The organism is Sphingomonas ginsenosidimutans (assembly GCF_002374835.1).
In the GTDB taxonomy this organism is placed as follows: Bacteria; Pseudomonadota; Alphaproteobacteria; order Sphingomonadales; family Sphingomonadaceae; genus Sphingomonas; species Sphingomonas ginsenosidimutans.
The window spans coordinates 479,442-503,720 of sequence record NZ_NWVD01000002.1; the positions used below are offsets into that span (position 1 = coordinate 479,442).

Here is a 24,279-nt window from a genome sequence, read left to right on the forward strand (position 1 = left end):
GCTATCGGCACTTTGGATGGACGTGGCAAGGCAAAGCGGGGCGGAACGGATGCGCATCGGGGTACTGGCGGCCAGCAGCGTGGCCAATCCCGACGTGATCGCGCCGGTCAGCGCCTTCGCGGTGATCGCCTATCCCGAGGTGGATCTGGTGTTCCACCCGCAATGCTATGCGCATGACGGGCATTTCGCCGGGTCGGACGCGGTGCGCGCCGCCGCGTTCCTGGAATATGCCAATGATCCCGCCTTCGACGCGATCTGGTTCCTGCGCGGCGGCTATGGATCGAACCGCATCCTGTCGACGATCATGCCGCAGCTGAAGGAGCCGGCGCGGCGCAAGGCGTATCTGGGCTATTCCGACGTCGGCTTCCTGCTCGGCGCGCTCTACGCACGGCGCATCGGGCGGCCGACGCACGGGCCGATGGCCGCCGACATCAGGCGGCAGGGCGGCGACCAGACGGTAGCGCGCGCGCTCGGCTGGCTGGCGCGCGGCGATCGTGCGGGGCTGGAACCTGGGCTGGCGGGGCGGCCCAGCGCCGCGTTCAACCTGTCGATCCTCGCCGCGCTGGCGGGCACGCCCTATCTGCCCGACCTGACCGACCACGTCCTGATCGTCGAGGAAGTGTCGGAGGCGATGTACGCGGTGGACCGGATGCTGTTCACCATGGCGCACGCCACCCAGCTGCGCGGCATCGCCGGCGTACGGCTGGGCGCGGTGACCGCGGTGAAGGACAATGTCCCCGCCTGGGGCGAGACGCTGGAGGCGATGATGGCGCGCTGGTGCGGGGAGATGGGCGTCCCCTATCTGGGCCGTGCGCTGATCGGGCATACGCAGGACAACCACGTCGTCCCGTTCGGCGTCGCCTGACGCCCGCCCCGGCGTGCCCTTCGGGGTCAGGCGACGACGCGGTTGCCGCCCTGCGCGATCGCCGCCAGCACCTGCGTCTTGGCACGGCGGATCGCCTCGGCCGGGCCGTCCGCGGCGGCCGCGGCGATGCCGGCGGAGAAGGTGACGGTGCCGATCGGCGTACCCTTGTCGCGCAGCCGCAGCGTGCGCCGCGCCATCGCCTCGCGCGCTTCCTCGATCATCGCGGTCGCGCGCGCCGCGGGCACCCCGCGGAACACGGTCATGAACTCGTCGCCCGCCCAGCGGATCAGCTCGTGCTCCCCGCACGCCTGGCGCAGCGTCGTCGCCATCGCGCGCAGCACGTTGTCGCCGACGCCCAGCCCGAATTCCTCGTTGATCCGGTACAGCCCGTCCAGCTTGGCCAGCGCCAGCGTATAGCCCTCCGGCTCCTCGGCCAGCGACACCAGGAAACTGTCGCCGTCGTCGCGGTTCGCGGCCTGCGTCAGCCGGTCGTGCGCCTCGTCGTCGCCGCGCCCGGCCACGCGCTCGCGCAGCGCGCTGATGTCGACCGCGATATCGGCCAGCTCGCGCTCCGCCTTGGCCAACCGCGACACCATCTGCGTCGTCAGATTCGCCAGCGGCGTGCCCTGCGTGGGAAAGCCCGACAGGTCGCGCCCGAATCCGCCCGTCAGGTCCTGCGTCTGGTTGGTCAGCGTTTCCAGCCGCTCGGTGTGGTGCAACATCTGCGCGTGCGCGGCGGCATCCTCGCGGCCGCAGAATTGCGCCGCCAGCGTCGATGCCTGTTCCGCGGTCAGCCGCACACCCCCTTCGGTCAGCCGCGCGACCTCGGCGGTCAGCGCATCGTTGCCACCGCCCAGATGCGTGTACGCCATCTCGTAATGCGACGGCGTGGGGGCCAGCGCATGTTCCAGCAGGAACTCGAGCGCGGCATAGGCGCGGTCGAACGGCCCCTTCATCACAATCCTCGCACATGGCGCGCCGCGATGGCCGCGGGCGGGGGCGACGCTATCCGATCGTAGTGAACGAGATGCTAACGCGCCGTGCCCGTGGCCGTTTTCACGGCACCGTCCGTGCCCTGCGGATGATGCGGGGTCAGGATCAGCGTCTGCCCCTCGACCCGCCACGATTTGAGCCGCGACAGGAAATTCATCCCCAGCACGTCGATGTCGCCGAATGCGGGCGATACCACCACCGCCAGGTCGCGCGCCACGACATTGCCGAAGCGCAGCTCGCGCACCTCGCCGGTATCGGCCCGGATCGTGCCGTTGGCGGTCTTCAGCACCACCGGGAACATCGCCGGCTTCACTTCCACCCCGGCCGCCGCCGCGGTGGCGGGGGACAGCGCGGTGATCGTCGCGCCGCTGTCGACCAGCAACCGCCGCTCCGCCCCGCCGATCGTCGCGCGGACGTAGAAATGCCCGTCGCGGCTCATGCGGATGCGCGTCTCCTCGCCCGCCACCTGCTGGCTGTCCATGTTCAGCCCCGCCGCGATCCGCGCCACCCACGGGTCGAACCGCTCGCGCTCCACCACCGCGGCGAACAGCAGCAGCCCCGCCGCGCCCCAGAAGGCGATGCTGACCAATGTGCGCAGCACCGGGATGCGCCGCGCGACCACCGCCGCGACGAACAGGACGCCCAGCATCAGGTAGAAGTGCGGGTTGGCGGCGACGACGTCGAACATGGTGCCGCCGATATAGGACGCCGCGCGCGCCGGAGGAATGGCCGGGAGGCGGCGGCGCACGACAGACTCATCTGGCGCACGTCCGGCGCGCACGCTATATCGCCCGCGTCATGACGCACGCCCCGCTCACTACCACCACCACCCCGGCGCGTCCGGGGGCCGGCGCGCGCGTCACCGCCTGACGCAGCCGCCGCCCACCCGGAAGCGGGTGGACGAGCGACCGCACCCGCCTTCGCGACGATTTCCCCTCCGGTCGCTCTTTTCGCCGGACGCTGGGGCGCATAAGCCGCAGCACCGCTGGTTCGCAGGAATTGTATTGGCATGGACACGCTTTCGATCACGCTGCCCGATGGTTCGGTTCGGAACGTCGTGCCTGGCACCACGCCCGCGGATATCGCGGCGTCGATCGGCCCCGGTCTCGCCAAGGCGGCGATCGCGGCGCGAGTGGACGGCGAATTGCGCGACATCACGCGCCCGCTGGAACGCGACGCCCGCCTAGCGCTGGTGACGCAGAAGGACGAGGCGGACGCGCTGGAACTGGCGCGTCACGATTTCGCGCACCTGCTGGCCGAAGCGGTGCAGAACCTGTTTCCCGGCACGCAGATCACCTTCGGCCCGGCGACCGACGACGGCTTCTACTACGATTTCGCGCCGCCCAAGGTGGATGGGAAGGACCGCCCGTTCACCGACGAGGATCTGCCCGCGATCGAGGCGGAGATGCGCCGCCTGATCGCCGCCGACAAGCCGCTGCGCCGCGAGGTGTGGACACGCGAACAGCTGATCGCGCGCTGGCGCGAACAGGGTGAGACGTTCAAGGCCGAATGGGCCGCCGAACTGCCAGAGGATGAGGAGCTGACCGTCTATTGGTCGGGCGGTGACTGGCTCGACATGTGCCGCGGCCCACACCTGGCCTCCACGGGCAAGCTCGATCCGCAGGCGTTCAAGCTGACGCGCGTGTCGGGCGCCTATTGGCGCGGCGACCAGAAGAACGCGATGCTCAGCCGCATCTACGGCACCGGCTGGCTCAACAAGAAGCAGCTCGACCAGCATCTGTTCCGGCTGGAGGAAGCCGCCAAGCGCGACCATCGCAAGATCGGCGCGGAGATGGACCTGTTCCACCTCCAGTCCGAGGCGCAGGGGTCGGTGTTCTGGCATCCCAACGGGTTCGTGCTGTGGCGTCAGCTGGAGGCGTATATGCGCCGCCGGCTCGACGCGGCCGATTATGCCGAGGTGAAGACGCCGCAGCTGATGGACGCGCGCCAGTGGGAACAGTCCGGCCACTGGGGCAAGTATCGCGAGAACATGTTCGTCGTCCCCGACGAAGTGCCCAATACCGAGGACGAGGGTGCCGTGCTGTCGGGCGATGCCGAGCTGATGGCATTGAAGCCGATGAACTGCCCCGCGCACGTCCTGATCTTCAAGCAGGGCATCAAGAGCTATCGCGACCTGCCGATCCGCATGGCCGAATTCGGCTGCTGCCACCGCAACGAGGCGCATGGCGCGCTCCACGGCATCATGCGCGTGCGCCAGTTCACGCAGGACGACGCGCATATCTTCGTGCGCGAGGACCAGCTGGTCGAGGAAGTGCGCAACTTCTGCGAGTTGCTCGATTCGGTGTACGCCGATCTGGGCTTCACCGATTATGCGGTGAAGCTGGCGCTGCGCCCCGAAAAGCGCTTCGGCTCCGACGAGATGTGGGATCAGGCGGAGGCGGAGCTGCGCGAGGCAGTGATGTCCTCGCGCCTGTCCAACGCGATTAAGGAGAAGTTCGAGGAACTGCCCGGCGAAGGCGCCTTCTACGCGCCGAAACTGGAATTCCACCTGACCGACGCGATCGGGCGGACGTGGCAGGTCGGCACGATCCAGTCCGACCGCGTCCTGCCCGAGCGGCTCGACGCCAGCTATGTCGCGGAGGACGGCCAGCGCCATCGCCCGATCATGCTGCACCGCGCGATCCTGGGCACGTTCGAACGCTTCATCGGCATCCTGATCGAGCACCACGCCGGCCGCTTCCCGACGTGGCTGGCCCCCGTCCAGGCGGTGGTCGCGACGATCGTGTCGGACGCCGACGATTACGCGGTCCAGGTCGCGGCCGAGCTGAGGAAGGCCGGCATCCGCGTCGAGACCGACCTGCGCAACGAGAAGATCAACTACAAGGTGCGCGAACATTCGCTGGCGAAGGTTCCGAACCTGCTGGTGGTCGGCAAACGCGAGGCGGACGAGGGCACCGTCGCGCTGCGCCGGCTGGGCAGCCAGGGGCAGGAGATGCTGACGCTGGGCGCCACGATCGAGATGCTGCGCTTCGAAGGAACGGCACCCGATCTTAAGCGATAACGACTATCTTCAAAACGGACGCAAGATCGCTTATATAGAAACGTTAGTACCATATCAGGAGAAGTACCAATCCGTCCTCCCATGATGCGCCGCCCGATGCAGGCGCCGCCGATGAATGGCCCGCGGTTCAATGAGTGGATCCAGAGCCCCAAGGTCCGCGTGATCGATCACGAGGGCGAGAACCTGGGCGTGATGTACACGCGCGAGGCGATGGAGCAGGCGCGCGAGGTCGGCTTGGATCTGGTGGAGGTGTCGCCCAACGCCGATCCGCCCGTCGCCAAGTTCCTGGACGTCGGCAAGTTCAAGTACGAGGCGCAGAAGAAGGCCAACCTCGCCCGCAAGTCGCAGAAGACGCAGGAGATCAAGGAGATCAAGATGCGTCCGAACATCGACGACCACGATTACGACACCAAGATGAAGAAGGTCGTCGAGTTCATCGAGGAGGGCGACAAGGTGAAGGTCACCATGCGCTTCCGCGGCCGCGAGCTGAGCCACGGTCAGCTTGGCATGAACGTGCTTCAGCGCGTCGCCGAACAGGTGCAGGACGTCGCCAAGGTCGAAGCCTATCCGCGTATGGAAGGCCGCCAGATGCTGATGGTGCTCGCCCCCAAATAAGCGCCGTCGGGTCGCGTGGCCCGGCGCGCGGGCCACGCCGCCACGACCTATCGGTGTTCCGGCGAAGGCCGGAACCCAGGATAGGGAGCGCGGCGTCCGCCCCGCGACGCTCCGACCTTCGCCGGAGCCCGGCCGGCCCGGACTGGCCGCACCCCGCCGCTACCCGCTATTCCTCGCGCTCCAGCAGCCACGCGACGATCCGCTCCGCCGCCGCTTCGGCATCCTCCGCCGCGGTGTCGATGCGGATCTCCGGTGCCTCGGGCGCCTCGTACGGGCTGTCGATCCCGGTAAAGTTCTTGAGCGCCCCCGATCGCGCCTTGGCATACAGCCCCTTGACGTCGCGCGCCTCCGCCGCCGCTAGCGCGGTGTCAACATGCACCTCGACGAACTCGCCGGGGGCGAGCATCTGGCGGACCATGTCGCGCTCGGCACGGAACGGCGAGATGAACGCGGTCAGCACGATCAGCCCTGCGTCGGTCATCAACCGCGCGACCTCCCCGATGCGGCGGATGTTCTCCACCCGGTCGGCATCGGTGAAGCCCAGGTCGCGGTTGAGGCCATGGCGCACATTGTCGCCGTCCAGCAGGAAGGTGTGCCGGTTCATCCGCACCAGCCTCTTGTCGACCAGATTGGCGATCGTCGACTTGCCCGCCCCCGACAGGCCGGTGAACCACAGCACCGCCGGCTTTTGGTTCTTCAGGTCGGCGCGCTTCTCTCGTGTTACGTCCAGATGCTGGCGGTGGACGTTCTGCGCGCGGCGCAGCGAAAAGCGGATCATCCCCGCCGCGACCGTCGCATTGGTCGCCTTGTCGATCAGGATGAACCCGCCCAGCTCGCGGCTCTGCTCATACGGCGCGAAGACGATCGGCTTGTCGAGCGCCAGCGTCACCACGCCGATCGCGTTCAGCTCTAGCGTGCGCGCCGCCGTCTCCTCCAGCGTGTTGACGTTGACCTGATACTTGGGCGTGCGCAGCGTCGCCGACGCGCTCTGCGTCCCCAGTTGCAGCGCATAGGAACGGCCGGGCAGCATCGGCTCGTCCGCCATCCACACCAGTGTCGCCTCGAACTGGTCGGCCACCTCGGGCGGGTCGCCGGCGGCGGCGATCATGTCGCCGCGCGAGCAATCGACCTCGTCCGCCAGCGTCAGCGTCACCGACTGCCCCGCCTGCGCCTGCTCCAGATCACCGCCCAGCGCAACGATCCGCGCGACGCTGGTGGTGCGCCCCGACGGCACGATCCGCACCGCATCGCCCGGCTTCACCGTGCCGCTGGCGATCGTCCCGGCAAAGCCGCGGAAGTCGAGATCGGGACGGTTGACCCATTGCACCGGCAGGCGGAAGGCCCCCCGCGCCTCGCGGTCGGCATCGACCGGCACGGTTTCCAGATGCTCGATCAGCGTCGGTCCGGTGTACCACGGCATCGCATCGCCGCGCGCCGCGATATTGTCGCCGCCCAGCCCCGACACCGGGATCGCGGCGAAATCGGTGATCCCGATCTCGCTGGCGAAGGCGCGATAGGCCAGGCGGATGCGGTCGAACGTCCCCTTGTCGTAGCCGACCAGGTCCATCTTGTTCACCGCCAGCACGATGTTGCGGATGCCGATCAGGTGGGCGAGATACGAATGGCGCCGTGTCTGCGTCAGCACGCCCTTGCGCGCATCGACCAGGATCACCGCCAGATCGGCGGTCGACGCGCCGGTCACCATGTTGCGGGTATATTGTTCGTGGCCGGGCGTGTCGGCGACGATGAACTTGCGCTTTTCGGTCGCGAAGAAGCGATAGGCGACGTCGATCGTGATCCCCTGCTCGCGCTCCGCCGCCAGCCCGTCGACCAGCAACGCGAAGTCGATGTTCTGCCCCTGCGTGCCGACGCGCCGGCTGTCGGCCTCGAGCGCCGACAGCTGATCCTCGAAGATCTGCTTCGAATCATACAGCAGCCGCCCGATCAGCGTCGACTTGCCGTCGTCCACGCTGCCGCAGGTGATGAAACGCAGCAGCGATTTCGATTCATGCTGCGCGAGATAGGCGGCGATATCCTCGCGGATCAGCGCGTCGGGCTGGTAGGCGGTCATGCGAAACTCCGCAGGCGGCGGCGATACTCCCCCCTCCCCATTTGGGAGGGGTTGGGGGAGGGGCGCGTCCGGATGGTACGGGGACGGCGCGCGGGGGTCAGCCGTGATTCCCGGACGCGCCCCTCCCCCGGCCCCTCCCCGGCGGGGAGGGGGGCGGGAGCGCGGCGAGGCAGGCGCCCGCCTGCGGCCCGAGACCCCAGCCTTCGCCGGGGCGACGTGACGGTTGCTGCACGCACCACCTCAAAAATATCCCTGCTGCTTCTTCTGCTCCATGCTGGCGCCGGCATCCTTGTCGATCGCCCGCCCCTGCCGCTCGCTGGTGGTGGTCAGCAGCATCTCGCGGATCACGTCGTTCAGCGTCGCCGCCTCGCTCTCCACCGCGCCGGTCAGCGGGTAGCAGCCGAGGGTGCGGAACCGGATCGAGCGGTCGACCGGCACCTCGCCGGGGGCGATCGGGAAGCGGTCGTCGTCGACCATCAGGATCAGCCCGTCGCGCTCGACGGTGGGGCGCTTCGCCGCGAAATACAGCGGGACGATCTCGATCCCCTCTCGCGCGATATATTGCCAGACGTCCAGCTCGGTCCAGTTGCTGATCGGGAAGACGCGCATGCTCTCCCCCTTGGCGTGGCGCGCATTGTACAGATGCCACAATTCGGGCCGCTGCGCCTTGGGGTCCCAGCGGTGCGTCGCGGTGCGGAACGAGAAGACGCGCTCCTTCGCGCGGCTCTTCTCCTCGTCACGGCGCGCGCCGCCGAACGCGGCGTCGAAGCCATGCAGGTCGAGTGCCTGCTTCAGCCCCTCGGTCTTCCACATGTCGGTGTGGAGCGCGCCGTGGTCGAACGGGTTGATCCCCTGCGCCAGCGCATCGGGGTTGCGATGGACCAGCAATTCCATCCCGGCATCGCGCGCCGCCTTGTCGCGCAGCGCGTACATCGCGCGGAATTTCCACGTCGTATCGACATGCAGCAGCGGGAACGGCGGCGGCGCGGGGTAGAACGCCTTGCGCGCCAGATGCAGCATCACCGCCGAATCCTTGCCCACCGAATACAGCATCACCGGCTTGTCGGCGACGGCGGCGACTTCGCGGATGATGTGGATGCTTTCGGCTTCCAGCCGGTCGAGGTGCGTCAGCGTCATGTCAGGTACGGCCTGAGCGGGGCAGGTTCGTAGCCGCCGGTGGCGACGAAGCCGGTGTTGCGATACCCCGGCTTGCCATAGACGAACGGCGCGCCGTCGGGGTCGAGCGTTCGCCCGCCCGCCGCGCGCAGCACCGCATCGCCCGCCGCAGTGTCCCATTCCATCGTCGGGCCGGTGCGCGGATAGACGTCGGCCTCGCCGCTCGCCACCAGCACGAATTTCAGGCTGGAGCCGACCGACACGCGCGTCGCGATCCCGCCGGCGTCCAGCCAGCCGTCGAGGCCCGGCATCGCATGGCTTTTCGATGCGACCGCACACGGCGCCTCGCCGCACGCGCGCACATGGATCGACTGCTCGTCATGGCGCGGCTCGTTGGGCTTGCGCACCGCCATCCACGCGCCGCGCGTCACGTCGCCCCAATAGATCGCGTCGCGGGCCGGGGCATAGACGACGCCCATCGTCGGCGCGCCGCCCTCGACCAGCGCGATGTTGACGGTGAAATCGTCGCCGCGGCCGACGAATTCCTTCGTCCCGTCGAGCGGATCGACCAGCAGGAACGCGCCGGTCACGTCGGGGACACGCCCCGCCGCGGCTTCCTCCTCCGCCACTACCGGGATCGCCGGGGTCAGCGTGGCGAGACCGGCGAGGATCACCGCCTCCGCCTCGCGGTCGGCGATGGTGACGGGGCTTTCGTCGGCCTTGTGCATCACGGCGCACCCCGCGACGAAATGGCCCCACACCACATCGCCGCCCGCCTCGGCGAGCGCGACAAGCGTGGCGAGCAACGCGGTCCGGTCGGTCGTATCGGTCATCGCCGGCCTATGTGGCGGCTGTGCGACCGGGTCGCCAGCAACTTGTGCGTGTGACGGGGCAAGCTGCGGTTGATGCGCCGTGCGCTTTTTTGACGCCTTCCGGCGCGCGCTGCGGCTCGCTACAGCATCACGGGTGAGCCACCCGTCCTTTCCGTCATGACCGCCGAAACCGGGCTTGCCGCCCTGTGGCTCGCCGCCGCGCTGGCGGCGTTGCAGGTATTGCTCGCGACGCTGACACTGCGGCGCGGCGTCGCCGGCGGCGCGGGCGCGGTGCGCGCGGTGGCGATCGTGCAGGGCGCGCTGGCAGCGGCGGCGATGGCGGCGCTGATCGCAGTGTTCCTGGCATCCGACATGTCGGTCGCGCTGGTCGCGGCGAACAGCCATTCGATGAAGCCGTGGCTGTACAAATTCGCCGGCGCGTGGGGCAACCACGAAGGGTCGATGCTGCTGTGGGTGACGATCCTGGGGCTGGCGGGCGCGGCGGTGGCGCGGTTCGAACACCGGCTGGCGGAGCGCACCTTGGTGGCGACGCTGGCGGCGCAGGCGGCGATCGCGCTGGGCTTCTATGCCTTCCTGCTGTTCGCCTCCAACCCGTTCGCGCGGTTGCAGCCGGCGCCCGCCGACGGTGCGGGGCTGAACCCGCTGTTGCAGGACCCCGGCCTCGCCTTCCACCCGCCGACGCTCTACGCCGGCTATGTCGGGCTGTCGGTCGCCTTCTCCTTCGCCGTCGGCGCGCTGGTGACGCGCGACGTGGGCCCTTCATTCGCGCGCGCGATGCGGCCGTGGGTGCTGGGCGCGTGGGTGTTCCTGACGCTGGGGATCACCGCGGGCAGCTACTGGGCCTATTACGAACTCGGCTGGGGCGGCTGGTGGTTCTGGGATCCGGTGGAGAACGCCAGCCTGATGCCGTGGCTGGCGGCGACCGCGCTGCTCCATTCGGTGACGGTGCTGGCGACGCGCGACGGCTTGCGCGCCTGGACGGTGATGCTGGCGGTGGTCGCCTTTTCGATGAGCATGATCGGGACGTTCCTGGTGCGATCGGGCATCCTCACCAGCGTCCATGCCTTCGCGGTCGATCCGACACGCGGCACGTTCATCCTTGCCCTGCTGGTCCTCTACATCGGCGGCGCGCTGGCGCTGTTCGGCGCGCGGGTGGGGACGGTGCGGCAGGGCAAGTTGTTCGAACCGTTCAGCCGCGAAGGGTCGCTGGTCGCCAACAACCTGCTGCTGACGGTGATCCTGGGGATCGTGCTGATCGGCACCTTCTACCCGATCGTCGCGGGCGCGTTCGGGACGCAATTGTCGGTCGGGCCGCCGTTCTTCGACAAGGCGACCGGGCCGATCGCGCTGATCCTGGTGGCGATGATGACCGCCGGGCCGCTGATGCGCTGGCGCCGCGACGACGCGGGCGAGGTGCTGGGCCGGCTGTTCGCGCCGATCGCCGCGGCGCTGTTCGCCGGGGCGGGTGCGTTCGTGCTGGGCGGGCCGATCGGCGTCCTGCCGCTGGCGGGCATCGCACTGGCGGCCGGGCTGGCGGTGGCGAGCGTCGCGCCGCTGGCCAGGCGCAACCTGGCCCGCGCGCCGCTGCATCTGTGGGGCATGGTGATCGCGCATCTGGGCGTCGCGGTCGCGCTGGCCGGCATGGCGGCCAGCACCGCCTGGACGCAGGAGGCATTGCTGGCGGTCGGTGTCGGCGATCCGGCGCGCGTCGCGGGCTTCACCGTCCGGCTGGAGGGCGTGCGCCCGGTGGTGGGGCAGAACTGGACCGCGCTGGAAGGGCGGCTGTCGGTGACGCGCGGCGATGCCGCGCCCTATGTGCTGCGCCCGCAGGTCCGCTATTTCACCCAGCCGGTCACCACCACCAACGAAAGCGCGATCGCGACGCATGTCGACGGGCAATTCTATGCCGTGCTCGGCGCGCTGGGCGATGACGGGCGCTGGCAGCTGCGATTGTGGTGGAAACCGTTCGTGACGCTGATCTGGGCGGGCGGCGCGCTGATCGCGATCGGCGGCGGGCTGTCGCTGGCAGGGCATCAATGGCGGCTGTTCCGGCAGGGCCGGCGCCGTGCGGAGGGGGACGCATGACGAACCGGCGCTGGCTGTTGTGGCTGCCGCTGTGCGCGTTCGGCATGGTGGTGGCAGTGGTCGCCTGGGGGCTGTGGCGGCCCGCCGACCGCACCGTCCGTTCGGCGATGATCGGCAAGCCGCTGCCCGATTTCACGCTCGCCCCGATCGCGCCGGGCAAGCCGGGGCTGACCACCGCCGATTTCCGCCGCGGCCGGCCGCGCCTGCTCAACGTCTTCGCCAGCTGGTGCGTGCCGTGCATCGCGGAGGCGCCGCAGCTGATGACGCTGAAGGCCGCGGGCGTTCCGATCGACGCGATCGCGATCAAGGACACGCCGCAGGACATCGCCGATTTCCTTCGCCGCAACGGCGATCCCTATGCCCGGATCGGCAGCGACGTGCACAGCCGCGTCCAGCTCGCGCTCGGCTCGTCGGGCGTGCCCGAGACGTTCGTCGTCGACGGGCGCGGGATCATCGTGGCGCAGCATGTCGGCGATATTCGCGCCGACGACGTACCCGGCATCCTGCGCGCGCTGGCGGACGCGAAATGATCCGCGCGGCCGCCCTCGCGTTTGCGCTCGTCGCCGCCACGCCCGCCGCGGCACAGACCGCCAACGCCGCGCTCGCTTATACCCAATTGCCCGACGCCGCGCAGGAACGCCGCGCGCGCGCGCTAATGGAAACGCTGCGCTGCATCGTCTGCCAGGGACAGTCGATCGCCGATTCGGACGCCGATATGGCGGGCGAGATGCGCGCCGTGGTGCGCCAGCGGATCGCCGCCGGGCAGACCCCGCGCCAGATCCGCGACTGGATGATCGCGCGCTACGGCCGCTACATCTCCTACGATCCGCCGCTCGACGCAGCGACGATCCCGCTCTGGATCGCCCCGCTGCTCCTGCTCCTCGCCGGTATCTGGCTGGCGCGCGGATCGTTCCGCCGCCGCTGATTTTCCGCTTGGCCGATCGGCACGCGCGGCATAACATCGGTTCCAGAACAAAACTTATGCTGAGGAGAGTGGCATGGCCGACCGGCTGCGGTTCGGCGCGTTCATCGCGCCCTTTCACCCGCTGGGGGAAAACCCCACGCAGGCGATCGAACGCGACCTCGACCTGGTCGTCCATATGGACCGGCTGGGTTATGACGAGGCGTGGATCGGCGAACATCATTCCGCCGGCTATGAACTGATCGCCAGCCCCGAACTGTTCATCGCCACCGTCGCGGAACGCACCCGCCACATCCGGCTGGGCACCGGCGTCTCCTCGCTTCCCTATCACCATCCGCTGATGCTGGCCGATCGCATCAACCAGCTCGATCACGTCACGCGCGGGCGGGTGATGTTCGGGGTCGGGCCGGGCGCGCTGCCGTCCGACGCGTTCATGATGGGCATCCCCGTCGCGAAACAGCGCGATCGCATGGACGAGGCGCTCGACGTCCTCGTCCCGCTGCTGCGCGGGGAGGTGGTGACGACGCAGACCGACTGGTTCACCCTGAACGAGGCGCGGTTGCAGATGCGCCCCTACACGCGCCCTTCGGTGGAGATCGCGGTCGCCAGCCAGGTATCGCCTACCGGAGCGCAGGCGGCGGGGCGCCACGGGCTGGGGCTGCTGTCGATCGGCGCGACCCAGGCGGGCGGGTTCAACGCGCTCGCCAGCAACTGGGCGATCGCCGAGGCGCAGGCGGCGGAGGCCGGACGCACCATGGACCGCAGCGGCTGGCGGCTGGTCGGCCCGATGCACGTCGCCGCCACGCGCGAGGAAGCGCGCGCACAGGTCCGCTACGGCATCGAACAATGGCTGTATTATTTCCGCGAAGTCGCCGCACTGCCGCTCGCGCCGCAGGACGGCAGCGACCCGGTCGATTCGCTGGTCAATTCCGGCATGGCGGTGGTCGGCACCCCCGATGACGCAATCGCCCAGATCGCGCGGTTGCAGGAACAGTCCGGCGGGTTCGGCGCCTATCTGACGCTCGACACCAACTGGGCCGAGTGGGACGACAAGAAGAAGAGCTACGAACTGATCGCGCGCCACGTCATGCCCGCGTTCCAGGATTCCAACGGCAATCGCGACGCCTCGCTGCGCTGGGCCGCGGACAATCGCCCGCGCTTCATCGGGGAGGCGCAGGCCGCGGTCGGTGCGCGCGTGGCGCAACATGTCGCGCAGAAGGGGACGGAGAACATCCGCCCCGAAATCCTCGCCGCCATGGGCCTCGACAAGAAATCGGAGGCGGCGGAATGAGGGCCGTCGTCCGGCGCGGGCACGAACTGGTGGTCGATACGATCACCGATCCGGTGCCCGCCGCCGGACAGGTGGTCGTCCGCACGCTGTGCTGCGGCATCTGCGGGTCGGACCTGCACGCCGTCCACGGGATGGAGGCGATGGTCGAACTGGGTGCGCGCAGCGGCGAACCGCCGCTGATCGACCCGGCCGCCGATATCGTCTTCGGCCATGAGTTCTGCGCCGAACTGCTCGATCACGGTCCCGGCACCGACCGCCGGCTGAAACCCGGAACGCGCGTCGTCTCGTTCCCGGTGATGCCGGGCGCGGCGGGGATCGAGACGCTGGGCTATTCGAACCGCTTCCCCGGCGGCTTCGCCGAAACGATGCTGCTCGCCGAACCGCTGCTGCTGGCGGTGCCCGACGATCTGTCGGATGCGCAGGCGGCGATGACCGAGCCGTTCGCGGTCGGCGAACATGCCGTCGCGCAATCGGATGCCGGCGCGGACACGGTCCAGCTGGTGGTCGGCTGCGGCCCGGTCGGGCTGGCGGTGATCGCGGCGCTGAAGGCGCGCAGGCTGGGGCCGGTGATCGCGGCGGACTTCTCGCCGGCGCGCCGCCGTATCGCGGAGGCTATGGGCGTGGATATCGTCATCGACCCGCGACAGGAAAACCCGCACGCGCGCTGGGCGTCGTTCGGCGTGCCGGTCAGCCGCGCCGAACGATCCGTGCTGGCGATGTCGGGGAACGCGGGCAAGCGCGCGATCGTGTTCGAATGCGTCGGCGTGACTGGCATGATCCAGTCGCTGGTGGAGGCGGCGCCCCCCGCCACGCAGATCCTGGTCGCGGGCGTATGCATGCAGACCGACGCGATCGAACCGTTCCTGTGCATCAACAAGGCGATCGAGCTGAAATTTGTGCTCGGCTACACTCCCGACGAATTCGCCACCACGCTGGGGCGGATCGCGCGCGGGCAGATCGACGTCGCGCCCGCGATCACCGGCACGGTCGGGCTGGACGAGGTGCCCGCCGCCTTCGCCGCGCTGGCCGACCCCGAACGCCATTGCAAGATCCTCGTCCGCCCCTCTTCCCCGCCCGTATCTCCCCAAGGAGCATGACCATGCGTCTCGTCAGCGATCATATCGTGGAGGGCCGCGCCGGCCCGACGTTCGGCACCGCCTATCCCACGTTGCCGGGCGTCGACCTCACCGACATCCGCGGCTTCACCCGCGGCCAGCCATGGGCCGATTATGCCGCGATGCGCGAACAGGCGCCGGTGATGTGGCACCCCGAACCGCGCGGCGGCACCGGCTTCTGGGCGGTCACCGGCTATGAGGACGTCAAGCGCGTCAACGGCGACCCGGACACCTTCTCTTCCGAGACCGGCGGCATCCTGATGGCGCTGGGGCCGCAGGAGACGCGCCACCCGACGCTCTTCTCCGCCTCGACCAATTCGATGATCAATCTCGACGGGCGACCGCACCGCGCGCTGCGCAAGGAGCATATGCCCTATTTCACCGCCACCTATATCAAGGGGCTGCGCGACCGCGTCTCGGCGGAGGTGACGCGCCTGCTCGACACGATGGCGCCGCTGGGCCGGTGCGACTTCGTCGAGAAATTCGCGCAGCGGCTGCCGATCTTCACGCTGTGCGAGATGCTGGGCGTACCCGAACCGGATCGCGAGCGGTTCATGGGCTGGATCCACTTCCTGGAAATGGCGCAGCAGGTCGCGATGGAGCAGATCGACCAACTTGCCGGCCTGTCCGAACCCAGCCCGCAGATCGCCGCCTTCATCGAGATGTTCAACAGGAACGTCGCGGAGATGTTCGACTATGGCCGCGACATGCTCGCCAGGCGCCGCGCCGATCCGCAGGCCGATCTGATGAGCGCGATCGCCAATGCCGAGGTGGAGGGCGAGAAGCTGCCCGGCGAATATCTCGACGGCGCGTGGCTGCTGATCGTGTTTGCGGGCAACGACACGACGCGCAACTCGCTGTCGGGCGCGATGAAGCTGTTCACCGAAAACCCGGAGCAGAAGGCGCTGTTGCAGGGTGACGGATCGCTGCTGACCAATGCGGTGCACGAAATCACCCGCATGGTCTCGCCCGTCATCTACATGCGCCGCACCGCTACCACCGATGTCGAACTGCACGGGCAGCGCATTGCGGAGGGCGAAAAGGTCATCATGTATTACGGTGCCGCCAACCGCGACGCTGCGATGTTCCCCGATCCCGACCGCTTCGACATCTGCCGCGACAATGCCGAAAAGAACATCGCCTTCGGCTACGGCCCGCATATCTGCATCGGGCGGATGACCGCGCAATTGCAGCTGGAGGAAGCCTATCGCCAGATCTTCCGGCGCTTCCCCGACATCCGCTGGTCGGGCGACATCGACATCGCTCCCAACAATTTCGTCCACGCCGTCCGCCGGCTGGAGGTGGAATTTACCCCGGAACGCAGCGCCGCCGCGGCGTGACGGGGGATCCGGCGCACGCGATCACCCGATCGCGCAATGCGCTACGCCCTCCTCGCCTTCCGGCACCCGCGCCACGAGCGTGCCGTCCGGCGCGACGATCGCGGTGCGGCCGAAGCTGACAAGATCGCCCGCCGCCGGAGGCCGCCCCCGCCTGAACGGGCGCCCGCGTTCCCGGCCGCAACCGACAGCCGTATCGGCTCCGACGAGCGGACAAAGAAATAGGGAGGCCGGCGTGAGCCGACCTCCCCAATCCTTTCGCCGAAGCGATCGCCTTACTGGCCCGAACCCGGACCGTAGGTGATCTCCACGCGACGGTTCTGCACTTCGCGCACACCGTCGGCAGTTTCGACGCGCAGGCGGGTCTCGCCGAACGCTTCGGTGGTCATCACGCCGTCCGGGATACCCTTCGAGGCGAGATAGGCCTTCACCGAGTCCGCGCGACGCTGCGACAGGCCCAGGTTGTACTTCGCGGTACCCGACGTGTCGGTGTAGCCGGCCAGCATGACCTGCGCGTTCTGGCAGTTCTGGTACTGCGTCACGGCGTTGTCGAGGATCGACGCGGCTTCCGGGGTGACGTCCGACTTGTTCCACTCGAAGAACACGATGAACGGACCCGGCGAGCAGACCACTTCCGGCGGCGGAGGCGGCGGCGGGGGCGGAGGCGGAGGCGGCGGGGGCGGCGGCGGGGGCGGCGGAGCCGCTTCCGGTGCGCCGAAGTTGTAGGTCACGCCACCCAGCAGCGAGTGCGAGCGGAAACGACCGTCATAGGCACTGCCGCGCTGGTCGAACAGGTTGACGTTGTCCGCGTTGAAGAAGCGATACTTCAGCGAGACGTCGACATGGTCGCTCAGCGGCGCGCGGATGCCCGCCAGGGCCTGCCACGCGAACACGGTGTCCGAATCGTCGAGCAGACGATACGACGTCGCCGGGTCGAGGCGCGCCTTGACGCGGGCGACACCGGCACCACCGCCGACGAAGCCCTGCAGGCCGTCGTCCGGCCCGAAGTCGAGCAGGCCGTTGACCATGAAGCTCAGCGCCGAGGTACGGCCGCCGAAATAGTCATAGGTGCCAGCGGCGATCTGGGTCGTGCCGCTGTTCGGCGTCTGGCCGGTGTTACGGTAGCCATCGACGGTTGCCGAACGATAGCCGACTTCGGTCTCGAGGCGGAACGCGCCGAAATCGTAACCGATGACGCCATCGACGTCATAGCCGTAATCGTGGTCGACGGTGCCGGTGCCCGACCGCGAAGCGGCAGTACCGGTGATCGAATAGTCGATGTCCTCGACAATCATCGCACCGCCTTCAACGCCGACATACCACGCCTTGTCGCGCGCGAGCGCGGGCGTGGCGAGGGCGGTGGAGGCAAGCGCCATGATCATGGCAAGCTTACGCATCATAATCCCCTTTCCATGGTGTCACTACGGACAGCGCAAACTCACTATCCGAACGATGGTTTCCCGACAAGCTGACAAAAACCCGGCACTGTTGCGCAACTGCCACAGTTTCCGCACCACCGAAGCGTCTCAGCGGGCGATCATTCCGTGGGTACGCAGCGCCTCCAGGATCGCCACGATCGCGGTGCGGGCGGGGGCGTCCACGGTCTCGCCGCCCACCGGGTCGGCGATCGCGGGCCGTTGCCCGCCCACCACCTGGGTGCCGTCGATCACGATGCGCGCGGCGCGTGTCACCCCGCTCTCCCATCCGGCGGTGGTGCGGGTCGCCGGCACCTGCTGCGCGGCCTCCCACACCCGCCAGCCCGGGCGCGTCGCGACGAACCGCCATCCGCCATCGGTCCATCCCGCGAGCATCCCGGCGTGACCGGTCCACGCCCCCTGCGGCGCATCACCGACGATCCACGAATCGCCGGGCTCGGGATCGGCCGGCGGGATCTGGACGCCGATGCCCTTGACCACGGCCTGCACCGCCAGGTCCAGCAGTGCCAGCGCCTCGTTATGGGTGCGTTCCTTCTGCGCCTGCCCGGCGTCCATCATCGGCAGCAGCAGCCGCGCGCTTGTCGCTTCCATTGCGTGTCTCCTCAAAGGTTTAGGATCGCAGGCGACGACAGGGCGTAGGTGCCCTGTTGCCGAACCGCCACTGTAACCGCGCCGGCGGGAACCTCCGCCGCGCTCAGCACCAGCTGCGGCCCGTCGCTGTTCCTTGTCGCGATCGTCGTGCCGGCCTGATCCGCAACGGCGATGCGATAACCCTCGCGCTCTTCGCCCAGCGGCACGTCGTCCCCCTCGCGCCATCGCCAGCCCAGTCGGCTGCGGCGCGTCCAAGTCAGGCGCAGCCCACCGTCCGCCGCCCGCGCCGCGCGCAGCTGCACCGGCGGCGGCGGCGCACAGGACCGTCCGTCGATCGCCGCGCTCGCGATCGCCGCCTGCGCGCCGTCGCCGACGCCCGCCGCGGCGACTCGCACGCTCTCGCCCGGCTGCGCGCCTGGCAGCGGCAGCGAGATCGCGGCCCCGCGCTCGATCAGCACGAAGCGCGAGCCGCCGGGATGCGCGGCGGCGGCGGTACCACGGCACCCGCGCCACCATCCGCTCAGCCGCCAGCGAGTCGCATCGACCTGCACCGCGTCGCGGAACTGGATCAGTTCGTCACCGATCAGCGCCAGATTCGCACCGCGGTCGATCGCCGCCGCATCGGCGGAGGCCAGCGTCATCCCCTCATGCGCCAGCACCAGTTCGATCACGCGCGCGCGATCCTCGATCGCGGTGCCGCCCGCCGGCAGCGCGGCCGTCAGCCGGCCCAGCGTCGCCGGGGCGGCGGTGGCGCCGATGGCGGTCCAGGACGCGCCACCGTCGCGGCTGACCGTCACCGCCGCATGTCGCCAGCCCGGCGCCTCGCCCGCGGCGAAGATCGCCAGCCGCGGTTCGGTGACCGGCGCCTCGTCCAGCGGCGGCAGTTCGGCGATCTCGACCCGAGTCGCGCCGATCGGTTGATCTCGCGCCGCCGCCACGCGCCCCGGATCGGCCGGCAGCGGCGGCAACGCCCCGCCCGCCCCCAGCGGCGTCAGGTCCAGCGTCACGCGCCACCCCTCCACCGCCGCGCGCGTCACGCGCCACAGCGCGCCGTCGCTTCGCACCGCCGTGCCCGGCGCGATCGCGATCGCGGTCGCGTCCAGGACCGCCTTGCGCGACCGCCGCGACCGTTCGCGCTCGCGGATCAGGTCGTCGGCGACCTGCCGCGCGCGGGCCGCCTCCAGCGCGACCGGCAGCTCGATCGCCTCCTCGCGCCAGCCGCCGCCGGTGCCGAGCGCCCGTTGCACGCCGATCTGGTAATCGCGCGCCGGGTCGTAATGCGACAGCGAAAGCGCGGCGGGCACCGCCTCCACCGGCAGGCGCGCCTCGCGCAGCGTCGCATCGGGGTCCAGCACCAGCGGCGCGCCGGTCGCGCGGCCGATCCGCGTCGCCGCGCCGTCGGGCACCATCCACGCACCCGTCATCGTCGCCAGCGCCGCCACCGCACCCGCCACGCTGTCGCCGCTAGCGGCATAGCCCGCGACCGGATCGTCCGGCCCCGCGCCGACGATCGCGCCGTCGCCCAGCGCGCGCATCACGTCGCCGGCGCGCGGCGGGGTGGCATCGCCGATCACCTCGAAGGTGAGCGAGGGGATGCGGTTGCCGAAATCGGCCAGTTGCAGCGCCTCGAACACCGCATAGGCGATGCCGCGATGCGCCGGCGCGTCGGCCTCATGGCTGGCGATCAGCGGGTCGGGCGCCTGATCCTCGCTACCGTGATGCAGGCGAAAGCCGGTCTGCGTCTTCCAGTCGCCCGCCGCCCCGCGCAGCAGCTTGCCGTCGGCCCAGATCCGCCCCACCCCGGCGACCGGCCGCGCCGACAGCGCGACCGCAAAGGAGGCGGCATAGCTGTAACTGGTCGTGACCGGCTGCCCCTTGCCCGCGCGACCGTCCTGCTGTAAGCCGCATCTAGCCACTGCAAAACGGCGCAGGTGGTATCAGCGACTTAGCCCGTAAGCTCTGCAAGCGATCCGGCCGGTTTGCAGTCGTAAGACGCTCGGACCGCTTTCGAATGAACATTTAAGCGCTGCAAAGCATGCCTGATCGCGGCCAACCCTCCGACCAAGTCACTCAAGTCTCACGTGAACCAGCAGAACCGGCTCAAGAACCGTGCGACGTGTCCGCCCGTCTTTGCGAGGGCAGCGTCCAGTCCAACCGCGCGAGGACGTCCTGCGTTACCTGCTCGTCACCATCATCGATCGCCCTCAACGCCGCGTCCTCGAGTAGCTGCGCGACCTCACCGACCAACCCTTCCGACATCTCGTTGAGGAGACCGGCCAGGCTCGGGTGCTTCAGGTTCGACGCACGCGCGAGCGGGATGTCCCGCTCCAGTGCAGCCAGAACGCCCTGGAAATCGTCGCCGTTTTCGACCGGGCCGACATGCACCTCGCGGAACCGGGTGCTCATCTCCCGGTCGGCATAGAGAGCGCTCCTCGCCGCGTGCGTCCCGGCGCAGATGAAGGTGATCCGATGCTCCTCGCTGTTCGTGAGATACTTCATGAACGCCAGGAACTCCTTCTGGCGCAAATAGGAGGTCAGGGTGAGCGTGTTCAGCTCGTCGAGCACGACCACGCACACGGACAGGTTCTGGAGAACGGTAAGGCCCTGTGTCCGTTTCGGGGCCACTGCGGTGGCTCTGAGTGACGGCGCCCCGGTCTTGTTGATCAGTTGCTCGTAGAACTTCATCTCGTCCATCTTGGACGTGCACTCGAGTGGCAGAACGGTCGAGGTGGCACCGATGCCGCGCTCGGCCCTGAACTGGGTCACGCAGTTCCTGATGAGCTGCGACTTGCCCGCATGCGAATGGCCGTACAGCAGTATGTGGCGACCACGCGTGGACGGTTTGGCCCTGAGCGTGCGCATTACCGTGCGCTTGATCGGAGCCAGACCCGGATACTCCACGAACCAGGTCGGGCGCGAGTCGACGATCGACTGGGCGCGCGTCTCGTCGTCCCGTTTCATCCACGACGCGGCCTCGGGGCTCAGGTGCGGGTAGGCCGTCATCGCGCCCAGCGCGACTTGATGTGGCTGAGCGGGAAGGGCACGACGTTGTCCGGATCGGCGAACGGGCGACCCCGAACGTTGGCCGGAGCCGCCGGAGCGACCTCGCCGACGACAGGTTTCGTGCTGGGCTGCTCGGGCGGCCCATGCGAAGGTCGCTCCACGACCATGTCGGTCGGGATCACGCCGGCCTGCTCGGCGCGAAGCGCCTTCTTGGCCGCGGCACGCGCACTACTCACGACCTTCTGCTTTTCGATCTCGGCCTTCACGTTGACAGCATGGGGGGTCCGGCGCCCCTTGTTCTCCCGCTTGACGCGATTGAGGTTCGCGACCGCGTCCTCCGTGAGGAGCCGGGCGGTGCACGGGACCGGGAAGTACCGCTCGGTGCTCGGGTCAAAGAACTGCATCCAGCCCTCCTCGCGCTCGTCGTAGGCGAAGATGAACTCGCCGCCTTGGGGATGCCTGCGGCCGATCCAGCAGGTCACCTCGGGCGAGTTGTAGCGCCGATAGTTCTCCTGAAGCCCGTACTGCTGAATGTTCTTGCGAGTGATGAATGGCAGGAAGGCGCAACGGACCTGATCGGGCTCGAACCGGCGCGGCGCCTGGTATGCCTGGTTTGCAAGCCACATCTCCATGGGCGAGTAGCCGGTCGAGCTGTGCACCGTGTGGTGATACCGATAGAGCTCGATCGCGATCACCTTCTCCGCCTCCTCAAGGGACAGGCAGGCGCGTCCCTCGCTGTCGTAGCCCGCTTTCATGAGCACGTTCGAGAAGGTCTTCCCCGGCAACTCCGCCATCTCGGCCTGGACAGTGCGGATCATGCGCTCGACATGTCCGCCGTCGTCCGGAACGCCGATGCGGCGGGTGGGATGTTCGATGCCCAGCAGATCGCAGCCATGCTCGAACGGGTTGGCCGTAAGGTCCCGGCCGTGGTCGGTATGGATGCGGCGCATTGGGCCGGCGAACGGCCAATCGATCCAGTCGAGGCCGAGACCTGCGAGCCATCTCGCCTTCGGATTGATCGCCCGCGTCATAACCTGCGCCGTCAGGAGGCTGCTCGGCTTCCGCATCGAAAGCATTACCGCGAGGATCACACGCGTGAAGATGTCTATGACGATGGAAAGGGTCGGCCTGCCCATGACCCCTCGGCTCAATGGGTGTACCACTTCCAGGTCGAGGATGCTGTGATCCGTCTGCGAGAACTCGAGCGGGCGCGAGGCGGGCAGGAACCCGCCGCCATGCGGGGCGAAGCGCTCCCTGGCCGCCTTCGCGCCCTCCCTCGCGACCGTCACCGCTTCCGGGTCCCTCCGCCTGATGCGCTTCTTGATCGTGCGGATGTCGACCAGATCTTCCTGCGCGACCTTGGTGCTGAAGACGCGATCGACGGCGGTGATGCGCCCGCGCTCGGGTGTCAGGTAGGCGATGTCGATCGCCTCCTCGATCGCCGTCTCGATATGATCCGGCAGGCGTCCGCGCCTCGTCGTCGGCTTGGGCCTGGGCAGGAGACCGACGAGTCCGTCGCTCGTGTACCGACCGCACCAGTCGGTCAGCGTCCGCCAGCTGTACCCATTGGCCTTGCTTTCCGCGACGGCGGCGGAATGGCGGCTCCGACCCGGCCCTTTCTCGTCAATCAGTATGCGTCGGACACGGCGCTCGCGATCATAGGCGACACGCCAGCGTTCCTCTTCGGCCGGCGTCCGCGGACCGGCCGGCAGCTCCACTCCTGCGCTCGTTCCGCGAACCTCGTCTGGCATCGGGCACCTCTGACGGGAGCGTACCATGATCCCGGCCTGTCGTCATCGGCATGCGACCGGTACGTTCGGGCGCGAGCGGAGGCAGGTGCGCTTGTCCGAGCTTGGTGTGTCCGAGCAGCTTCTTGAGCGCCTCGCGTGACGGCCGCTCGTGCGTGCGGCGCAGGTATGCGACCGCGGCCGCGACCTCGTCCGGGTTGGGGAGATACTTGGGCCGCCGCAGATGCGTCTCCACCACCTGGAGGTACGCGTGGGGCGGATCGATCGCATCCGCGAGCGCCCATGACTGCCAGACCCCGGCCTTCTTGCAGGTCTCGACAAAGCGGAGCGGCCACTCCGTGAGCAGGCGCTCGGTCAGATCGAGGAGCGGAGCACGATCGGAGACGGGTAGCAGCTCGACGTCACGGCGATTCCGCTTGGCCGTCGGCAGCACCGGATCGCCGCCCCAGGTAGAGGCTGCGACCTCGCGCATTCGCATCGATCTCGGGCCGGTAGCCAGGGTCTTTGCGACCTGACGGACCAGCGCGAAATACAGATGCGAGTAGGAGAACGCGGTCCGGTGGAGATCGACCCAGCCCTGGGCCAGTGCGTTCTCGGCTCGTGCCTGGAACGATAGGAGGTGCGAACTCGCCGGAGGAGACTCGGCGCGGGCAAGATCGGACCGACACCGCCAGCATGATGACGGGCCAGACGATCTGAGCGGCAGGACCGCACGCAGGCATTCGGGACACCGATCGAGCAGTTCGATCCCGTGCTGCAGGCAGGCGCCCGACACGGCGAGCCGCCACTTTCGGCGGAAGTACGGCTTCTGATCCGTGCCGAGACACGCCGGACAGAACTGCTGGCCGAAACCGCGCCGATCGCGGTCGCGCAGTCCGATCGGCAGGATCCACTGCGTCTGGCTCCGCGCGAAATAGGACACAACCAACATGCCGTCATAGGCCGGCAGTCCAGTTTCGCTGGCTCGCCGCAGACTGGTGCCCGTCGCGTGCGCCAGATCGGCAACGATCGGGTCGGGTGCCTGCTTGTCCATGTCCCGACCCATCACGGCAGGGCGTGGTCCCCAGAGGCTTGTCGCGAGCGAGAAGGGCTTCATGCCGTGTGCCAGCGCATTGCGCGCGAACCAGGACGAGAGGAGTTCGCCGGGCAGCGGCGATTGCGCCAAAGGCCATAGCCCTACAACGCTTGGCTCCACCATCGGCGTCCTCCGTCGTGGCGAACCGCTCCATGAGCGTT

General features: G+C 68.8%; 20 protein-coding genes. 9 read left to right on the top strand and 11 right to left on the bottom strand.

Features of this window, described 5'->3' with window-relative positions; translation table 11 throughout:
- Positions 1–49: 49 nt before the first annotated feature.
- Complete coding sequence (locus COA17_RS07930) at positions 50–865, top strand: LD-carboxypeptidase (protein ID WP_096611449.1); 816 nt, start codon at positions 50–52, stop codon at positions 863–865.
- Between the two features lie 26 nt (positions 866–891).
- Here COA17_RS07930 and COA17_RS07935 read toward each other — a convergent pair whose 3' ends face one another.
- Positions 892–1,821: a GGDEF domain-containing protein gene (locus tag COA17_RS07935; RefSeq protein ID WP_066490080.1), complete on the bottom strand. Its 930-nt coding sequence runs from the start codon at positions 1,819–1,821 to the stop codon at positions 892–894.
- A gap of 74 nt (positions 1,822–1,895) precedes the next feature.
- Positions 1,896–2,546, bottom strand: coding sequence for a retropepsin-like aspartic protease family protein (locus COA17_RS07940; protein ID WP_066490077.1), 651 nt, complete (start codon positions 2,544–2,546; stop codon positions 1,896–1,898).
- Between the two features lie 321 nt (positions 2,547–2,867).
- On the opposite strand from COA17_RS07940, the gene thrS reads away from it, so the two are divergent.
- Both thrS and infC read left to right on the top strand, forming a co-directional pair.
- The gene (gene thrS / locus COA17_RS07945; RefSeq protein ID WP_096611451.1) at positions 2,868–4,880 is read left to right on the top strand and encodes a threonine--tRNA ligase; all 2,013 of its coding nucleotides are present in this window, start codon (positions 2,868–2,870) and stop codon (positions 4,878–4,880) included.
- A gap of 81 nt (positions 4,881–4,961) precedes the next feature.
- Positions 4,962–5,495, top strand: a complete 534-nt coding sequence (gene infC, locus COA17_RS07950) for a translation initiation factor IF-3 (protein WP_066490070.1) — start codon at positions 4,962–4,964, stop codon at positions 5,493–5,495.
- Between the two features lie 166 nt (positions 5,496–5,661).
- Here the strand turns inward: infC and cysN are convergent, their stop codons facing one another.
- The 3 genes from cysN to cysQ form a co-directional block, all read right to left on the bottom strand.
- Positions 5,662–7,566, bottom strand: a complete 1,905-nt coding sequence (gene cysN, locus COA17_RS07955) for a sulfate adenylyltransferase subunit CysN (protein ID WP_096611453.1) — start codon at positions 7,564–7,566, stop codon at positions 5,662–5,664.
- Between the two features lie 240 nt (positions 7,567–7,806).
- Positions 7,807–8,703, bottom strand: coding sequence for a sulfate adenylyltransferase subunit CysD (gene cysD, locus COA17_RS07960; protein WP_096611455.1), 897 nt, complete (start codon positions 8,701–8,703; stop codon positions 7,807–7,809).
- Entirely contained in the window at positions 8,700–9,515 is an 816-nt protein-coding gene (cysQ, locus tag COA17_RS07965) for a 3'(2'),5'-bisphosphate nucleotidase CysQ (protein WP_096611457.1), read from the bottom strand. The genes cysD and cysQ overlap by 4 nt, the downstream gene beginning before the upstream one ends.
- A 156-nt stretch (positions 9,516–9,671) precedes the next feature.
- Here cysQ and COA17_RS07970 point away from each other — a divergent pair, with 156 nt between their 5' ends.
- The 6 genes from COA17_RS07970 (at position 9,672) to COA17_RS07995 (ending at position 16,268) form a co-directional block, all read left to right on the top strand.
- Positions 9,672–11,600 carry a heme lyase CcmF/NrfE family subunit gene (locus COA17_RS07970; RefSeq protein WP_066486539.1) on the top strand — a complete coding sequence of 643 codons (1,929 nt, stop codon included), beginning with the start codon at positions 9,672–9,674 and terminating at the stop codon, positions 11,598–11,600.
- The gene (locus tag COA17_RS07975; protein WP_096611459.1) at positions 11,597–12,130 is read left to right on the top strand and encodes a DsbE family thiol:disulfide interchange protein; all 534 of its coding nucleotides are present in this window, start codon (positions 11,597–11,599) and stop codon (positions 12,128–12,130) included. The genes COA17_RS07970 and COA17_RS07975 overlap by 4 nt, the downstream gene beginning before the upstream one ends.
- Entirely contained in the window at positions 12,127–12,525 is a 399-nt protein-coding gene (locus COA17_RS07980; RefSeq protein WP_096611461.1) for a cytochrome c-type biogenesis protein, read from the top strand. The genes COA17_RS07975 and COA17_RS07980 overlap by 4 nt, the downstream gene beginning before the upstream one ends.
- Before the next feature lie 73 nt (positions 12,526–12,598).
- A complete protein-coding gene (locus COA17_RS07985; protein WP_096611463.1) occupies positions 12,599–13,813 on the top strand; it encodes an LLM class flavin-dependent oxidoreductase in 1,215 nt (404 codons plus the stop codon).
- Complete coding sequence (locus tag COA17_RS07990) at positions 13,810–14,910, top strand: zinc-binding dehydrogenase (RefSeq protein ID WP_096611465.1); 1,101 nt, start codon at positions 13,810–13,812, stop codon at positions 14,908–14,910. The genes COA17_RS07985 and COA17_RS07990 overlap by 4 nt, the downstream gene beginning before the upstream one ends.
- Before the next feature lie 2 nt (positions 14,911–14,912).
- Positions 14,913–16,268, top strand: a complete 1,356-nt coding sequence (locus COA17_RS07995) for a cytochrome P450 (RefSeq protein ID WP_096611467.1) — start codon at positions 14,913–14,915, stop codon at positions 16,266–16,268.
- A 272-nt stretch (positions 16,269–16,540) separates the two neighbouring features.
- Here the strand turns inward: COA17_RS07995 and COA17_RS08000 are convergent, their stop codons facing one another.
- From COA17_RS08000 to COA17_RS08025, 6 genes are all read right to left on the bottom strand, one after another.
- Complete coding sequence (locus COA17_RS08000) at positions 16,541–17,662, bottom strand: OmpA family protein (protein ID WP_096611692.1); 1,122 nt, start codon at positions 17,660–17,662, stop codon at positions 16,541–16,543.
- A 129-nt stretch (positions 17,663–17,791) separates the two neighbouring features.
- On the bottom strand, positions 17,792–18,292 hold the full coding sequence (locus COA17_RS08005; RefSeq protein WP_096611469.1) for a DUF2793 domain-containing protein: 501 nt from the start codon (positions 18,290–18,292) through the stop codon (positions 17,792–17,794).
- Between the two features lie 11 nt (positions 18,293–18,303).
- Positions 18,304–20,208, bottom strand: a complete 1,905-nt coding sequence (locus COA17_RS08010) for a GTA baseplate fiber-binding domain-containing protein (RefSeq protein WP_096611471.1) — start codon at positions 20,206–20,208, stop codon at positions 18,304–18,306.
- A 184-nt stretch (positions 20,209–20,392) separates the two neighbouring features.
- The gene (locus COA17_RS08015) at positions 20,393–21,295 is read right to left on the bottom strand and encodes a TniB family NTP-binding protein (protein ID WP_096611473.1); all 903 of its coding nucleotides are present in this window, start codon (positions 21,293–21,295) and stop codon (positions 20,393–20,395) included.
- On the bottom strand, positions 21,292–23,013 hold the full coding sequence (locus tag COA17_RS08020; protein ID WP_167956318.1) for a DDE-type integrase/transposase/recombinase: 1,722 nt from the start codon (positions 23,011–23,013) through the stop codon (positions 21,292–21,294). The genes COA17_RS08015 and COA17_RS08020 overlap by 4 nt, the downstream gene beginning before the upstream one ends.
- Positions 22,952–24,241 carry a TniQ family protein gene (locus COA17_RS08025; RefSeq protein ID WP_167956320.1) on the bottom strand — a complete coding sequence of 430 codons (1,290 nt, stop codon included), beginning with the start codon at positions 24,239–24,241 and terminating at the stop codon, positions 22,952–22,954. Before COA17_RS08025 ends, COA17_RS08020 begins: the two co-directional genes overlap by 62 nt.
- Positions 24,242–24,279 lie beyond the last annotated feature (38 nt).

Bases quoted from the DNA above. Each gene is read 5' to 3' on its own strand.
- COA17_RS08005 (WP_096611469.1), bottom strand. From the start codon at position 18,292: ATGGAAGCGACAAGCGCGCGGCTGCTGCTGCCGATGATGGACGCCGGG.
- COA17_RS07940 (WP_066490077.1), bottom strand. From the start codon at position 2,546: ATGTTCGACGTCGTCGCCGCCAACCCGCACTTCTACCTGATGCTGGGC.
- infC (WP_066490070.1), top strand. From the start codon at position 4,962: ATGATGCGCCGCCCGATGCAGGCGCCGCCGATGAATGGCCCGCGGTTC.
- COA17_RS07990 (WP_096611465.1), top strand. From the start codon at position 13,810: ATGAGGGCCGTCGTCCGGCGCGGGCACGAACTGGTGGTCGATACGATC.
- COA17_RS07985 (WP_096611463.1), top strand. From the start codon at position 12,599: ATGGCCGACCGGCTGCGGTTCGGCGCGTTCATCGCGCCCTTTCACCCG.
- COA17_RS08025 (WP_167956320.1), bottom strand. From the start codon at position 24,241: ATGGTGGAGCCAAGCGTTGTAGGGCTATGGCCTTTGGCGCAATCGCCG.
- cysQ (WP_096611457.1), bottom strand. From the start codon at position 9,515: ATGACCGATACGACCGACCGGACCGCGTTGCTCGCCACGCTTGTCGCG.
- COA17_RS07995 (WP_096611467.1), top strand. From the start codon at position 14,913: ATGCGTCTCGTCAGCGATCATATCGTGGAGGGCCGCGCCGGCCCGACG.
- COA17_RS08000 (WP_096611692.1), bottom strand. From the start codon at position 17,662: ATGCGTAAGCTTGCCATGATCATGGCGCTTGCCTCCACCGCCCTCGCC.
- thrS (WP_096611451.1), top strand. From the start codon at position 2,868: ATGGACACGCTTTCGATCACGCTGCCCGATGGTTCGGTTCGGAACGTC.
- COA17_RS07975 (WP_096611459.1), top strand. From the start codon at position 11,597: ATGACGAACCGGCGCTGGCTGTTGTGGCTGCCGCTGTGCGCGTTCGGC.
- COA17_RS07970 (WP_066486539.1), top strand. From the start codon at position 9,672: ATGACCGCCGAAACCGGGCTTGCCGCCCTGTGGCTCGCCGCCGCGCTG.
- COA17_RS07935 (WP_066490080.1), bottom strand. From the start codon at position 1,821: ATGAAGGGGCCGTTCGACCGCGCCTATGCCGCGCTCGAGTTCCTGCTG.
- COA17_RS07980 (WP_096611461.1), top strand. From the start codon at position 12,127: ATGATCCGCGCGGCCGCCCTCGCGTTTGCGCTCGTCGCCGCCACGCCC.
- cysD (WP_096611455.1), bottom strand. From the start codon at position 8,703: ATGACGCTGACGCACCTCGACCGGCTGGAAGCCGAAAGCATCCACATC.
- COA17_RS07930 (WP_096611449.1), top strand. From the start codon at position 50: ATGCGCATCGGGGTACTGGCGGCCAGCAGCGTGGCCAATCCCGACGTG.
- COA17_RS08015 (WP_096611473.1), bottom strand. From the start codon at position 21,295: ATGACGGCCTACCCGCACCTGAGCCCCGAGGCCGCGTCGTGGATGAAA.
- cysN (WP_096611453.1), bottom strand. From the start codon at position 7,566: ATGACCGCCTACCAGCCCGACGCGCTGATCCGCGAGGATATCGCCGCC.